This window comes from Pseudomonas sp. R25(2017) (assembly GCF_002112565.1).
Taxonomy (GTDB): Bacteria; Pseudomonadota; Gammaproteobacteria; order Pseudomonadales; family Pseudomonadaceae; genus Aquipseudomonas; species Aquipseudomonas ekonensis.
In genome coordinates this window covers 148,628-164,045 of sequence record NZ_NEHZ01000011.1, presented here as the reverse complement: position 1 = coordinate 164,045, position 15,418 = coordinate 148,628, and the positions used below count along the sequence as shown (strand labels likewise).

Annotated in this window: 10 protein-coding genes; 7 read left to right on the top strand and 3 right to left on the bottom strand. The window is 66.1% G+C overall.

Going from position 1 to position 15,418, the window contains the following annotated elements; all coding sequences use genetic code 11:
* Positions 1-17: 17 nt before the first annotated feature.
* The 6 genes from rplI (at position 18) to CAG31_RS16205 (ending at position 11,609) form a co-directional block, all read left to right on the top strand.
* Positions 18-464, top strand: a complete 447-nt coding sequence (rplI, locus tag CAG31_RS16230) for a 50S ribosomal protein L9 (protein ID WP_085582869.1) — start codon at positions 18-20, stop codon at positions 462-464.
* Between the two features lie 135 nt (positions 465-599).
* Positions 600-1,997, top strand: a complete 1,398-nt coding sequence (dnaB, locus tag CAG31_RS16225; RefSeq protein ID WP_085582867.1) for a replicative DNA helicase — start codon at positions 600-602, stop codon at positions 1,995-1,997.
* A 191-nt stretch (positions 1,998-2,188) separates the two neighbouring features.
* Entirely contained in the window at positions 2,189-4,492 is a 2,304-nt protein-coding gene (locus CAG31_RS16220; RefSeq protein ID WP_085582865.1) for a YgiQ family radical SAM protein, read from the top strand.
* 376 nt (positions 4,493-4,868) lie between these two features.
* Positions 4,869-8,144 (top strand): DUF2126 domain-containing protein, encoded by a 3,276-nt coding sequence (locus tag CAG31_RS16215; RefSeq protein WP_085582863.1) that lies wholly within the window; start codon positions 4,869-4,871, stop codon positions 8,142-8,144.
* An 88-nt stretch (positions 8,145-8,232) separates the two neighbouring features.
* Positions 8,233-10,719: a circularly permuted type 2 ATP-grasp protein gene (locus CAG31_RS16210; RefSeq protein ID WP_085582861.1), complete on the top strand. Its 2,487-nt coding sequence runs from the start codon at positions 8,233-8,235 to the stop codon at positions 10,717-10,719.
* Entirely contained in the window at positions 10,719-11,609 is an 891-nt protein-coding gene (locus CAG31_RS16205; RefSeq protein WP_085582859.1) for a transglutaminase family protein, read from the top strand. The genes CAG31_RS16210 and CAG31_RS16205 overlap by 1 nt, the downstream gene beginning before the upstream one ends.
* A 139-nt stretch (positions 11,610-11,748) precedes the next feature.
* On the opposite strand, the gene CAG31_RS16200 is transcribed toward CAG31_RS16205, so the two are convergent.
* Positions 11,749-12,336, bottom strand: a complete 588-nt coding sequence (locus CAG31_RS16200) for a TIGR00730 family Rossman fold protein (RefSeq protein WP_085582857.1) — start codon at positions 12,334-12,336, stop codon at positions 11,749-11,751.
* 343 nt (positions 12,337-12,679) lie between these two features.
* Here CAG31_RS16200 and azu point away from each other — a divergent pair, with 343 nt between their 5' ends.
* Positions 12,680-13,126 (top strand): azurin, encoded by a 447-nt coding sequence (gene azu, locus CAG31_RS16195; protein ID WP_085582855.1) that lies wholly within the window; start codon positions 12,680-12,682, stop codon positions 13,124-13,126.
* A gap of 200 nt (positions 13,127-13,326) precedes the next feature.
* Here azu and nadE read toward each other — a convergent pair whose 3' ends face one another.
* The gene (gene nadE, locus CAG31_RS16190) at positions 13,327-14,154 is read right to left on the bottom strand and encodes an ammonia-dependent NAD(+) synthetase (RefSeq protein WP_085582853.1); all 828 of its coding nucleotides are present in this window, start codon (positions 14,152-14,154) and stop codon (positions 13,327-13,329) included.
* A 4-nt stretch (positions 14,155-14,158) separates the two neighbouring features.
* Positions 14,159-15,382, bottom strand: coding sequence for a nicotinate phosphoribosyltransferase (gene pncB / locus CAG31_RS16185; RefSeq protein WP_085582851.1), 1,224 nt, complete (start codon positions 15,380-15,382; stop codon positions 14,159-14,161).
* Positions 15,383-15,418 lie beyond the last annotated feature (36 nt).

Below are 15,418 nucleotides of genomic sequence, written 5' to 3'. Positions count from 1 at the left end.
TAAGAGGTTAATACCAAATGGAACTGATCCTGCTGGAAAAAATCGCCAACCTGGGCAACCTGGGCGACAAAGTAAAGGTTAAGGCCGGCTACGGTCGTAACTACCTGCTGCCTTTCGGCAAGGCCACCGCTGCGACCGCCGCCAACCTGGCTGCGTTCGAAGAGCGTCGCGCCGAGCTGGAAAAAGCCGCTGCAGACCGTAAGGCTTCGGCTGAAAGCCGTGCTGCCCAACTGGCCGAGCTGGAAGTGACCATCACTGCCACCGCTGGCGACGAAGGCAAGCTGTTCGGTTCGATCGGCACCCACGACATCGCTGACGCGCTGACCGCCTCGGGCGTTGAAGTCGCGAAGAGCGAAGTTCGTCTGCCGAACGGCACCATCCGCAACGTGGGTGAATTCGATGTGGCCGTGCACCTGCACGCCGAAGTCGAAGCCACCGTACGCGTTGTCGTGGTAGCGGCTTAAGCGACACCTGATCGGCTGGCGGCTTGTCCGTCAGACGGTTAACATCGGGCACGATCCTGTTCGCAGGTCGTGCCCTTTGTCTTTCTGGCATCACCCGTTTCCAAACCCCTGCTTTTCCTGAATAACCAAGTGGCCATGAACGAAATCTCTGCTCCCGAGCAATACGATCTGCAAACCGCCGCCCTGAAGGTGCCGCCGCACTCCATCGAGGCCGAACAGGCCGTGCTCGGTGGCTTGATGCTGGACAACAACGCCTGGGAACGCGTGCTCGATCAAGTCTCCGACGGCGATTTCTACCGGCATGACCACCGTTTGATCTTCCGCGCGATCGCAAGGCTGGCCGACCAGAACCTGCCGATCGACGTCGTGACCCTGTCCGAGCAACTGGACAAGGAAGGCCAGACCGCCCAGGTCGGCGGCCTTGGCTATTTGGGCGAACTGGCGAAGAACACGCCGTCCGTCGCCAACATCAAGGCCTATGCGCAGATCGTCCGCCAGCGGGCGACCTTGCGTCAGCTGATCGGCATCAGCAACGACATCGCCGACAGCGCCTTCAACCCCGAAGGCCGCACCGCCGAAGAGATCCTCGACGAGGCCGAGCGGCAGATCTTCCAGATCGCCGAGGCGCGTCCCAAGACCGGCGGCCCGGTGGGGGTCAATGACCTGCTGACCAAGGCCATCGACCGCATCGACACCCTGTTCAACACGTCCGACGCGATCACCGGCCTGTCCACCGGCTACACCGACCTCGACGAGAAGACCAGCGGCTTGCAGCCCGCCGACCTGATCATCGTCGCGGGCCGTCCGTCGATGGGCAAGACCACCTTCGCGATGAACCTGGTGGAAAACGCCGTGCTGCGCAGCGACAAGGCCGTGCTGGTGTATTCCCTCGAGATGCCAGGCGAATCGCTGATCATGCGTATGCTCTCGTCCCTGGGCCGCATCGACCAGACCAAGGTGCGTTCCGGCCAGTTGGAGGACGACGACTGGCCGCGCCTGACCTCGGCGGTCAACCTGCTCAACGACCGCAAGCTGTTCATCGACGACACCGCCGGCATCAGCCCCTCGGAAATGCGCGCCCGCACCCGGCGCCTGGTGCGCGAGCACGGCGACATCGGCCTGATCATGATCGACTACCTGCAGCTGATGCAGATCCCGGGCTCCAGCGGCGACAATCGCACCAACGAGATTTCCGAGATCTCCCGTTCCCTGAAGGCCCTGGCCAAGGAATTCAACTGCCCGGTGGTGGCGCTGTCGCAGCTCAACCGCTCCCTGGAGCAACGTCCGAACAAGCGTCCGGTGAACTCCGACCTCCGGGAATCCGGAGCGATCGAGCAGGACGCCGACGTGATCATGTTCGTGTACCGGGACGAGGTGTACCACCCGGAGACCGAGCACAAGGGCATCGCCGAAATCATCATCGGCAAGCAGCGTAACGGTCCGATCGGTTTCATCCGGCTGGCGTTCATCGGCAAGTACACCCGGTTCGAGAACCTGGCGCCGGGCAGCTACAACTTCGACGACGACGAATAACGCCTCCGTCGCCTGATCTGGCCCCATCGCCGGCAGGCTGGCTCCCGCCCTGGAATGCAGTTCCCTGTGGGAGCCGGCCTGCCGGCGATGGGGGCTGCACCAATTTCCGACCGCAGCCGTCGGAATTGGTCAAAATTTGTGCTATATTCCGCGCCCGCGAAATTCCATGAAAGCCAACACCGGTTATCGACATGCAAGCAGCCAAGCCGTTATTTGACTATCCGAAGTACTGGGCCGAATGTTTCGGGCCGGCGCCGTTCCTGCCGATGAGCAGGGAGGAGATGGATCAGCTCGGCTGGGACTCCTGCGACATCATCATCGTCACCGGCGATGCCTACGTCGACCATCCGTCGTTCGGCATGGCGATCATCGGCCGCTTGCTTGAGGCCCAGGGCTTTCGCGTAGGGATCATCGCGCAGCCGAACTGGCAGTCCAAGGACGACTTCATGAAGCTGGGCGAGCCGAACCTGTTCTTCGGCGTCGCGGCCGGCAACATGGACTCGATGATCAACCGCTACACCGCCGACAAGAAAATCCGCTCCGACGACGCCTACACGCCCGGCGGCATGGCCGGCATGCGTCCGGATCGCGCGAGCCTGGTCTACAGCCAGCGCTGCAAGGAAGCCTACAAGCACGTGCCGATCGTGCTCGGCGGCATCGAAGCCTCGCTGCGCCGCATCGCTCACTACGACTACTGGCAAGACCGCGTGCGCAACTCGATCCTGATCGACGCCAGCGCCGACATCCTGCTGTACGGCAACGCCGAGCGGGCCATCGTCGAGGTCGCCCAGCGCCTGTCCTACGGCCAGAAGATCGAAGACATCACCGATGTGCGCGGCACCGCGTTCATCCGCCGGGACACCCCGCAGGGCTGGTACGAGGTCGATTCCACGCGCATCGACCGTCCGGGCAAGATCGACAAGATCATCAACCCGTACGTCAACACCCAGGACACCGCCGCCTGCGCCATCGAGCAGGAGAAGGGCCCGGTCGAAGACCCGCAGGAAGCCAAGGTCGTGCAGATCCTGGCGAGCCCGAAGATGACCCGGGACAAGACCGTGATCCGCCTGCCGTCCATGGAGAAGGTGCGCAACGACCCGGTTCTGTACGCCCACGCCAACCGCGTGCTGCACCTGGAGACCAACCCCGGCAACGCCCGTGCGCTGGTGCAGCGCCACGGCGACACCGACGTCTGGTTCAACCCGCCGCCGATTCCGATGACCACCGAGGAAATGGACTACGTGTTCGGCATGCCGTATCAGCGCATTCCGCACCCGGCGTACGGCAAGGAAAAGATCCCGGCCTACGAGATGATCCGTTTCTCGGTGAACATCATGCGCGGCTGCTTCGGCGGCTGCACCTTCTGCTCGATCACCGAGCACGAAGGGCGGATCATCCAGAACCGTTCGGAAGAGTCGATCATCCGCGAGATCGAAGAGATCCGCGACAAGGTGCCGGGCTTCACCGGGGTCATCTCCGACCTCGGCGGCCCGACCGCGAACATGTACCGCATCGCCTGCAAGAGCCCGGAGATCGAATCCGCGTGCCGCAAGCCGTCCTGCGTGTTCCCCGGCATCTGCCCGAACCTGAACACCGACCACTCGTCGCTCATTCAGCTGTACCGCAGCGCCCGTGCGCTGCCGGGCGTGAAGAAGATCCTGATCGCCTCCGGCCTGCGCTACGACTTGGCGGTCGAGTCGCCGGAATACGTCAAGGAGCTGGTGACCCACCACGTCGGCGGCTACCTGAAGATCGCCCCGGAGCACACCGAGGAAGGCCCGCTCAACCAGATGATGAAGCCGGGCATCGGCACCTATGACCGCTTCAAGCGCATGTTCGAGAAATTCTCGAAGGAAGCGGGCAAGGAGCAGTACCTGATCCCGTACTTCATCGCCGCCCACCCGGGCACCACCGACGAAGACATGATGAACCTGGCCCTGTGGCTCAAGGGCAACGGCTTCCGCGCCGATCAGGTGCAGGCGTTCTACCCGTCGCCGATGGCCTCCGCCACCGCGATGTACCACTCGGGCAAGAACCCGCTGCGCAAGGTCACCTACAAGAGCGACGGCGTGACCATCGTCAAGAGCGAGGAGCAGCGCCGCCTGCACAAGGCGTTCCTGCGCTACCACGATCCGAAGGGCTGGCCGATGCTGCGCGAAGCGTTGCTGCGCATGGGCCGGGGCGACCTGATCGGTTCGGGCAAGCATCAGCTGATCCCGGCGCACCAGCCGGCCACCGACAGCTACCAGAGCGCCCGGCGCAAGAACTCGACGCCGGCCGGCAGCCACAAGGTCGCCAAGGACAAGACCACCAAGATCCTCACCCAGCACACCGGCCTGCCGCCCCGCGGCAGCGACGGCGGCAACCCGTGGGACAAGCGCGAGAAGGCCAAGGCCGAAGCGTTCGCCCGCAACCAGCAGGCGGCCAAGGAGCGCAAGGACGCCGCCAAGGGCAAGGGGCCCAAGCCTGCGCGCAAGCCGGTGGTGCCGCGCTGATGCGCATGTGAGCTGAACAGGACGCCAACCTTCGGGTTGGCGTTCTTCATTCCGGCCGCAAGAAACCTGTTGCCGTTCCGGCCCCTTCGTCGGGTCGCCGCCCGGGGCAAGTCCGCTCCCACAGGTTCAGCGGTGTTCAGTGATGTTGTGCCCGACGCGAACACTGTGGGAGCCAGCCTGCTGGCGATGAGGCCGGTACAGACTGCAGTTATCCACAGGCCTGCCACATTCAGGCGCAATTTCCCCGGCCCATTTCCGCCCGCCGCCCGATTTCGGTGCTGTACTGCCCTGTGCATTTTCGCAACGGCGCCCCAGCCCCCGCATGGCACAAGTCTTGCGCGCCGTTGACTACGCCCAGGCCCGCAGGAGGCACGCCGTGTCGATTCAAGTCGCCTTGCACCACGTCACGCACTACCGCTACGACCGCGCCGTCGAGCTCGGGCCGCAGATCGTCCGTCTGCGCCCGGCCGCCCACAGCCGCACGCGGATCCTGTCCTATGCGCTGAAGGTCACGCCCAGGCAGCATTTCATCAACTGGCAGCAGGATCCCCAGGGCAACTATCTGGCGCGGCTGGTGTTCCCGGAAAAGACCGACACGTTGCGGGTCGAAGTCGACCTGCTGGCGGAGATGGCGGTGTTCAATCCGTTCGACTTCTTCCTTGAGCCCTACGCCGAACGGATCCCCTTCGCCTATGGGGCCGACGAGGGCAAGGAGCTGGCGCCGTACCTCGAAACCCTGCCGCTGACGCCAACGTTCAAGGCCTACCTCGACGGCATCGACCGCACGCCGCTGCCGGCCGTGGATTTCCTGGTGGCGCTCAACCAACGCCTGAGCCAGGACATCAACTACCTGATCCGCCTGGAGCCGGGCGTGCAGACCCCGGAAGAGACCCTCGAACGCGCCTCCGGCTCCTGCCGCGACTCGGCGTGGCTGCTGGTGCAGCTGCTGCGTCATCTCGGGTTGGCGGCGCGCTTCGTCTCCGGCTACCTGATTCAACTGACGGCGGATGTGAAAAGCCTCGACGGCCCGTCCGGCACCGAGGCGGACTTCACCGACCTGCACGCCTGGTGCGAGGTGTACCTGCCCGGCGCAGGCTGGATCGGCCTGGACGCCACGTCCGGGCTGTTCGCCGGCGAGGGGCACATTCCGCTGGCGTGCAGTCCCGATCCGTCGTCGGCGGCACCGGTCAGCGGGATGGTGGAGCCTTGCGGGTGCGAGTTCAGCCACGAAATGACCGTGGAGCGGATCCTGGAAACGCCACGGGTCACCAAGCCCTACACCGACGGGCAGTGGCAGGCGATCCAGGCGCTGGGGCGGCGGGTCGACGCCGACCTGCTCGCAGGCGATGTGCGCCTGACCATGGGCGGCGAGCCGACCTTCGTCTCCATCGACGACCCCGACGGCGCCGAATGGAACACCGCCGCCCTCGGCCCGGACAAGCGCCGGCTCTCCGCCGAGCTGTTCCGGCGCCTGCGCGAACATTACGCCCCCGAAGGACTGGTGCACTTCGGGCAGGGCAAGTGGTATCCCGGCGAGCAGCTGCCGCGCTGGTCGCTGAACTGCCATTGGCGCCGCGACGGCGTGCCGGTCTGGCGCAACAGCGCGCTGATCGCCGACGAGCGGCAGGACTACGGCGCCGACAGCGCATTGGCCGGGCGCTTTCTGGCGAGCGTCGCCGAACGCTTGAGGTTGCCGGCGCGGTTCGTGTTCGCGGCCTACGAAGACCATCTCCATTACCTGTGGCGCGAGGGCGCCTTGCCGGTCAACGTCAGCGCCGAGGATCCGCGGCTGGAGGATCCGCTGGAGCGGGCGCGCCTGCGCAAGGTCTTCAGCCAGGGGCTGGGCAAGGTGATCGGCCAGGTGCTGCCGCTGGCGCGTACCGCCAAGGGCGACCAGTGGCAGAGCGGGCGCTGGTACCTGCGCGACGACCACTGCCGGCTGGTGCCGGGGGACTCGCCGCTGGGCTACCGCCTGCCGCTGGCGTCGCAGCCGTGGGTGAAGGCGGCGGAGTATCCGTACGTCCATCCCAACGACCCGAACCAGGACTTCCCCGACCTTCCGGACACCGCGCAGCTCAACCGGCACGGCGAGCCCGCCGAGGCTGACGAGCGCCGGCCGGCGGTGGATGCGTCCGCCGACTGGCTGACCCGTACCGCGCTGTGCGCCGAACCGCGGGGCGGGCGCCTGTACCTGTTCATGCCGCCGTTGCAGCGGGTGGAAGAGTATCTGGAACTGGTGGCGACCATCGAGGCTACCGCCCAGGAGCTCAACTGCCCGGTGTTGCTGGAAGGCTATGAGCCGCCGGCCGACCCGCGCCTGGCCAACTTCCGCATCACCCCGGATCCGGGGGTGATCGAAGTCAACGTCCAACCGTCCGCCACCTGGGACGAACTGGTCGAGCGCACGGAGTTCCTCTACGAGCAGGCGCGGCTGACCCGGCTGTCCACCGAGAAATTCATGATCGACGGGCGGCACACCGGCACCGGCGGCGGCAACCATTTCGTCCTCGGCGGGGCGACGCCGGCCGACTCGCCGTTCCTGCGCCGTCCGGACCTGCTGCGCAGCCTGATCAGTTACTGGCACAACCACCCGTCGCTGTCGTACCTGTTTTCCGGCCTGTTCATCGGCCCGACGTCCCAGGCGCCCCGGGTCGACGAGGCGCGCAACGACGCCCTGTACGAACTGGAGATCGCCTTTAAGCAGATGCCGGCGCCGGGTGAGCAATGCCCGCCGTGGCGGGTGGACCGGTTGCTGCGCAACCTGCTGATCGACGTCACGGGCAACACCCACCGCGCCGAGTTCTGCATCGACAAGCTCTATTCGCCGGACGGCGCCAGCGGACGCCTGGGCCTGCTGGAGCTGCGCGCCTTCGAGATGCCGCCCCATGCGCGCATGAGCCTGATCCAGCAACTGCTGCTGCGGGCGCTGGTGGCGCGGTTCTGGCGCGAGCCCTATGCGCCGCCGAAACTGGCGCGCTGGGGCACCGAGCTGCACGACCGCTTCATGCTGCCGCACTTCATCGCGCAGGATTTCGCCGAGGTCATCGACGACCTCGACCGGGCCGGCTATCCGTTGCGGGCCGAATGGTTTGCGGCGCATCAGGCGTTCCGCTTCCCCAAGCTCGGCGACTATGCCGTCAACGGCGTCGAACTGGAGCTGCAACAGGCCCTCGAACCCTGGCATGTGCTGGGCGAAGAGGGCGGGGCGGGCGGTACGGTGCGTTACGTCGACTCTTCGCTGGAGCGCGTGCAGGTCAAGGTCTGCGGATGGATGCCGCAGCGGCATCGGTTGACCTGCAACGGCGTTGCGGTGCCGCTGCACCCCACCGGGCGGGTCGGCGAATACGTGGCCGGGGTGCGGTTCCGCGCCTGGCAGCCGGCCAACTGCCTGCAACCGACCATCGGCGTGCACGCACCGTTGGTGTTCGACCTGGTCGACACCTGGGCGCAGCGTTCCCTCGGCGGCTGCCAGTACCATGTCGCCCATCCGGGCGGGCGCAATTTCGAGACGTTGCCGGTCAATGCCAACGAGGCAGAGAGCCGGCGCCTGGCGCGTTTCTTCCGCATCGGGCACACGCCGGGGAACATTCCGATAGCGGAGGTGGAAACGGATGACGAGTTTCCGCTGACTCTCGATTTGCGACGTTTCTGAACCGTACGCGACGCTCGGACTTTTCGTATATCCGGGTGTCACGTGCCTGCGTTAGTCTGACCGTTCCTTGCCGGTTGCCGAGCTCTCCATGCCAGACCTGCTTGACCGCTACCCGCTGACGGCGGGCACCTACCACGAACTGCTCGACGGCAGCGGCGCGGTGCGTCCGCACTGGCGCCGGCTGTTCGACCAGCTGCAGCGCAGCACGCCGCAGCAGCTGGCACAGCGTCAGGCGCTGCTGGCGCGGCAAATCCAGGAGAACGGCGTCACGTACAACGTCTATGCCGACCCCAAGGGCGCCGACCGCCCGTGGGAGCTGGACCTGCTGCCCCATGTGATCGCCGCCGACGAGTGGCAGCGGCTGTCGGCCGGGATCGCCCAGCGGGCGCGACTGCTCAATGCGGTGCTGGCGGACCTGTACGGCCCGCAGCGGCTGATCCGCGAAGGGCTGCTGCCGGCGGAGCTGGTGTTCGGCCACAACAACTTCCTCTGGCCCTGTCAGGGCATTTCGCCGCCGGACGGGGCGTTCCTGCATCTGTACGCGGCGGATCTGGCGCGCACGCCGGACGGCCGCTGGTGGGTCACGGCGGACCGCACCCAGGCGCCGTCCGGGGCCGGGTATGCGCTGGAGAACCGCACCATCGTGTCCCGTGCCTTCCCCGAGCTGTACCGGGACCTGCGGGTGCAGCACCTGGCGGGCTTCTTCCGCACGCTCCAGGAAACCCTCGTGCGCCAGGCGCCGGGCGACAGCGAGACGCCGCTGGTGGTGCTGCTGACGCCGGGGCGCTTCAACGAAAGTTATTTCGAACACCTGTACCTGGCGCGGCAGCTCGGCTATCCGCTGGTGGAGGGCGGCGACCTCACCGTGCGCGACACCACGGTGTACCTCAAGACCCTCAGCGGCCTGCGTCGGGTGCACGCGATCATGCGCCGGCTCGACGATGATTTCTGCGACCCGCTGGAGCTGCGCACCGACTCTGCCCTCGGCGTGCCCGGCCTGCTGGAGGCGGTGCGCCGCGGGCGGGTGCTGGTGGCCAACGCGCTGGGCAGCGGCGTGCTGGAGTCGCCGGGGTTGCTGGGGTTCCTGCCGAAGATCAGCCAGCACCTGTTCGGCGAAGAACTGATCCTGCCGTCCATCGCCACCTGGTGGTGCGGTGAGGCGCCGGTGCTGGCCCAGGCCCTGGAAAAACTGCCGGAGCTGCTGATCAAGCCGGCCTTTCCTTCACAGAGCTTCACGCCCGTGTTCGGCCGCGATTTGAGTGAAAAACAGCGCCAGGCCCTCGCCGAGCGCATGCAGGCGCGGCCTTATGCCTATGTCGCGCAAGAGTTGGCGCAGCTGTCCCAGGCGCCGGTCTGGCAGGCCGAGGACGGCCAGTTGCAGGCGCGGGCCATCGGCATGCGCCTGTACGCGGTGGCCAGCCGCGAGGGCTACCGGGTGTTGCCGGGCGGGCTGACCCGGGTGGCCGCCGAGGCCGACGCCGAAGTGGTGTCGATGCAGCGCGGCGGCGCCAGCAAGGACACCTGGGTGCTGGGCGACCGGCCGCCGAGCGGCGAACAGTGGAAGGCCCAACGCAACATCGGCGTGCACGACCTGGTGCGGCGCGACCCCTACCTGCCGTCGCGGGTGGTGGAGAACCTGTTCTGGTTCGGCCGCTATTGCGAGCGCTGCGACGACAGTGCGCGGCTGCTGCGGATCGTGCTGGCGCGCTACATCGACGGCGACGATCCGCAGGCCTTGCAGGCCGCCGTGGACCTCGGCGAACGGCTGATGCTGCTGCCGGACGAAGGCGAACTGCCGCAGCGCCTGCTGGCGGCGCTGCTCGGCGAAGACTGGTCGTTCAGCCTGCGCGCCAACCTGCAGCGCCTGCAATGGGCGGCGTCCCAGGTGCGCGGCAAGCTGTCGCGGGAAAACTGGCAGGCGCTGGTGGAGCTGCAGCGCGAGGCCGCCGAACTGGACGGCGACGAGCCGGACTTCGGCGAGCTGCTGGATTTCCTCAACCGGCTGGTGACCTCGCTGGCGGCGCTGTCCGGATTCGCCCTGGACGACATGACCCGCGACGAGGGTTGGCGCTTCCTGATGATCGGGCGGCGGATCGAGCGTCTGCAGTTCCTCAGCGCCAGCCTGGCGGCGTTCCTGCGGGGCGTCGGCGCGTTCGACCAGGCGGGGCTTGAGTGGTTGCTGGAGCTGGGCAACAGCAGCATCACCTACCGTTCACGCTACCTGGCGGTGGCGCAGTTGATCCCGGTGCTCGACCTGTTGCTGCTCGACGAACAGAACCCCCACGCGGTGCTGTTCCAGCTGAAGCTGGTGGCCCGCACCGTCAAGCGGCTGAACGATGATTTCGGTGCACCGAGGGAAGCCGGGTTGGCGCCATTGGCCGAGCGTCTGGCGCGCATCGACCTCGGCTGCCTGGAGAACCCGCTGTTCGGCGAGGCCAGCGTGCGCGCCGCGCTCGACGGGCTGGCCGACCTGCTGCAAGAGATCGCCGATGTCAGCGCGCAGGTGTCCGATCGCCTGGCCCTGCGCCATTTCGCCCATGTCGACGATGTCAGCCAGCGCACGGTGTCCGTCTGATGAATGCCCGCTACCAAGTCCTCCACGACACCTGCTACCGCTACGACAGCCCGGTTTCGCTGGCGCAGCAGTTGGCCCATCTGTGGCCCCGCGAGTGTGCCTGGCAGCGCTGCACCGAACAGCGTCTGCTGATCAGTCCGGAGCCGACCGCCCGCCGGGACGAGCTGGACGTGTTCGGCAACCCGCTGACGCGCCTGGCGTTCGAGCGGCCCCATGACGAGTTGCAGGTCAGTGCGCGGCTGACGGTCGAGGTGCTGGCGCGGCCGGCGGCGGATTTTGCCCTGTCCCCGGCCTGGGAGGCGGCGTGCGCCGCGCTGGCCTACAGCGGCCGGCCGCTCTTGCCCCACGTGCTGGAAGCCTGCCGCTATCGGTTCGAATCGCCCTATGTGCACCTCAAGCGCCGCTTCGTCGAGTTCTCCGACAGCTGCTTCACGCCGGGGCGGGCCATGCTCTGGGCGGTGCAGGCCTTGATGCAGAAAATCTTCAGCGAGTTCACCTTCGATGCCGAAGCGACCCAGGTCGCGACGCCGCTGGTGGAAGTGCTGGAGCGGCGGCGCGGGGTCTGTCAGGACTTCGCCCACCTGATGCTGGCCTGCCTGCGCTCCCGGGGGTTGGCGGCGCGTTACGTCAGCGGCTACCTGCTGACCCGGCCGCCGCCGGGGCAGCCCCGGCTGATCGGCGCCGACGCGTCTCACGCCTGGGTGTCGGTGTTTTGCCCGGTGCTGGGCTGGGTGGACTTCGACCCGACGAACAATGTGCAGCCGGCGCTGGAGCACATCACCCTGGCCTGGGGCCGGGACTTCTCCGATGTGTCGCCGTTGCGCGGGGTGATTCTGGGCGGGGGCAGCCATGACCCGGAGGTGCGGGTCACGGTGATGCCGCTGGATTGACCGCGATGCGGTGGGGTTCACCTGTCCAGCGCGGGAGCCGCAGTTTGCGGCGCCCTCACTGGCGCTATCGCCAGCAGGCTGGCTCCCACAGGGTCGGCGCCTTGCATGGCCATGGGAGAGCGACTCCTGGCGTGAAGCCTCACTTCGGCTTCTGGTCCACCCACTTGGGGGCGACGGTCGGCTGCCAGCGGTCGAGGGCGTCGAGCAGTGCCTGCGGCGAATCGCTGACCTGCAGCATGTCCCGGTGCGGCGCGCGGACGAAGCCTTCGCCGACGAGGTGATCGAGGAACGCGGTGAGCTTGCTGTAGAAACCGTTCACTTCCATCAGGCCCAGCGGCTTGCCGTGGTAGCCGAGCTGGCCCCAGGTCCAGACCTCGAACAGTTCTTCCAGGGTGCCGAGGCCGCCGGGCAGGGCGATGAACGCGTCGCTGAGCTCGGCCATCCGCGCCTTGCGGGCGTGCATGCCGTCGACCACTTCCAGGCGGGTGAGCCCCTTGTGGCCGATTTCCTTGTCCATCAGGGCCTGCGGGATGATCCCGACCACTTCACCGCCGGCCGCCAGTGCGGCATCGGCGACGATGCCCATCAGCCCGACGGCGCCGCCGCCGTAGACCAGGGTCAACTTGCGCTCGGCCAATGCCCGGCCGAGGGCGACGGCGGCTTCGGTGTACGCCGGGTCGGTGCCGGCGTTGGCGCCGCAAAATACACAAACGGAAGTGAGAGACATGCCTTGCTCCTGTGTCGATCAGTCGCACAGGGTAGCGGCAGCGGGGCCGCAGTCCAAGGACTAGACTTCGCGTTCCGGCGTTTCACAGGTACCGCTGGCACCGCAGGCGTAGGCGGCAAGCAGGCTGCGCAGCAAACCGTTAAAGAACATGATCGGCACTCCGTTTCAGTGGGATGGGCCGATCATAGGCCCGGGCCGTGGTTCTGGCCGGTAGATTGTTTCGATGAGTGTCATAGCCTGAAAGTTGTATACAATCTTTGACTCAGGTCATAGGAACTTGCGAAGATTTCAGGCAGTCTTCCAACCACTCTTGTTTCTGTTAACCCTGCCTTGGAGATTCACCATGTTTTCCAAAGTTGTTGCGGTATCCCTGCTGGCCCTGGCCAGCGGCCAACTGATGGCTGCAGAGTGCAAAACCACCGTAGATTCCACCGACCAGATGTCCTTCAACACCAAGGCCATTGAAATCGACAAGAGCTGCAAGACCTTCACCGTCGAACTGACCCACTCCGGCAGCCTGCCGAAGAACGTGATGGGCCATAACCTGGTGATCAGCAAAGAAGCCGACATGCAGCCGATCGCCACCGACGGCCTGGCCGCCGGCATCGACAAGAACTACCTGAAAGAGGGCGACGCCCGCGTCATCGCCCACACCAAGATCATCGGCGCCGGCGAGAAGGATTCGCTGACCATCGACGTGTCCAAGCTGACCGCCGGTGAAGCCTATGGCTTCTTCTGCTCGTTCCCGGGCCACATCTCGATGATGAAGGGCACCGTCACCGTCAAGTGACGGCGCAGGGGCCGTCGGCAGCGACCGACGTTCAGGCCAAAAGAAAGCCCGCCGGGGATCGACTCCCTGGCGGGCTTTTTAATGTGTCCGACCGTTGACCGCGTCATCGTTCATCGCGAGCAGGCTCGCTCCCACAGGCTTGGCGTTGTCCTTGGGGGCGCGAGCCTGCTCGCGATGAAGTCAGCCGGATCGTTCGTCACTCACGGGGCAAACGGCATTACCCGCTTATGGTGGGTCTTGTTGTACGTGTTGACGATGATGTCGAACGCTTCCTGGCGCACCGGCTCGCCGTGCAGGAAGGCGTCGATCTCGACGTAGGTCACGCCGTGGGACGCCTCGTCCGGCTTGCCCGGCGCCAGGTCTTCCAGGTCGGCGGTCGGGATCTTCTCCACCAGCGGTTCCGGCGCGCCGAAGCTGCGGGCGATCGCCCGCACCTGGTTCTTCACCAGCCCGCTGAGCGGCGCCAGGTCGCAGGCGCCGTCGCCGAACTTGGTGAAGAAACCCATCACCGCCTCTGCCGCGTGGTCGGTGCCGATCACCAGGCCATGGGCGGCGCCGGCGATGGTGTACTGGGCCACCATGCGCATGCGCGCCTTGGTGTTGCCGAGCACGAAGTCTTTCTGCACCGCTTGCTTGCCTTCGAACGCCGCCACTTCACCGGCCAGGGATTTCACCGCAGGACCGATGTTGACCGTGTGGCGCTCGTCGGGGTCGATGAAGTCCACCGAGGCCTGGGCGTCGTGCTCGTCAAACTGCACGTCGTAGGGTAGGCGCACGGCGATGAACCTGTAGCCGTCGTCGCCGCTGCGCTCGCGCAGCTCACGCATGGCGCGCTGGGCCAGCAGGCCGGCGGTCAGGGAATCGACGCCGCCGCTGATGCCCAGCACCAGGGTCTTGAGGCCGGCGTTGACCAGGCAGTCCTGGATGAAGGCGACGCGGCGCGCGACTTCCGCCTCGAGGGCCTTGTGGTCCGCGAACGGCGGCTGGACCTTGAGCTGTTCAGCAATCTCACGCTGTACGGCTTGCATGAATTCACTCCTTGCTAGATAGGCTGGAAACGGCAGGAACCTGGAAAACGTGTCGCAGGTAGGCGACGAAATTCGGGTCTTTGCAGTGGGTCTTGCCCGGCTCGTCGGAGATCTTCGCCACCGGTTGGCCGTTGCAGGCGGTCATTTTAAGCACGATGCTCATCGGTTCGACACCTGGAATGTCGCAGGTCAGGTTGGTGCCGATGCCGAAGCTCACGTTGATCCGCCCGTGCAGCGCCCGGAAGATCTCCAGCGACTTGGGCAAGGTCAGGCTGTCGGAGAAGACCAGGGTCTTGCTCATCGGGTCGATGCCGAGCCGGTGGTAGTGGGCGATGCATTTTTCGCCCCACAGCACCGGATCCCCGGAGTCATGGCGCAGGCCGTCGAAGAGCTTGGCGAAGTACAGGTCGAAATCGCCGAGGAACGCGTCGGTGGTGATGCAGTCGGTCAGGGCGATCCCCAGCAGGCCCCGGTATTCGCGCACCCAGCAGTCGAGGGCGGCGCTCTGGCTGTCGATCAGCCGCGGGCCGAGTTGCTGGTGGGCCATGATCCATTCGTGGGCCATGGTGCCCAGCGGCTTCATGTCCAGTTCCCGGGACAGGTTCACGTTGCTGGTGCCGACGAAGCGGCCGGGGAAGTCGTGCTTGAGCACGTTCACCACTTCTTCCTGCACGCGGTACGAGAACCGGCGGCGTGTGCCGAAGTCGGCCACCTGCAACTGCGAAAGCTCCTCGGTCGAGGCATTGGCGTTGAGCCAGTCGAACTTGCGGTACAGCTGCTCGCGTGCCAGCTCCAGGGTGATGTCGCGGTAACGGTAGCGGTTGCGCACTTCGCTGACGATCGCCAGCAGCGGCACCTCGAACAGGATCACGTGCAGCCACGGCCCGCGCAGGCGGATGAACAGCTCGCCGTTTTCGATGCCGGTGTGCAGGTAGCGCAGGTTGAAGCGGAACAGGCCGAGAAAGCGCAGGAAGTCCGGCTTGAGAAAGGAAATGCGCTCCAGGAAGCTCAACTGGTCGGCGCTCAGGCTCAGCTCGGCCAGGCGCTCGATCTGGAAGCGGATCTCCGCCAGGTACGGGCGCAGGTCCTCGGCGTTGCGGCAGCGGAACTCCCATTCGACTTCGACGTTGGGGTAGTTGTGCAGCACCGCCTGCATCATCGTCAGCTTGTAGAAGTCGGTGTCGAGCAGGTTCTGCACGATGCGATCGGCAAACACACTCTCGCTCATAAACGGTCTCCGGGCGGGCCGTGCGGTGGCACGGCA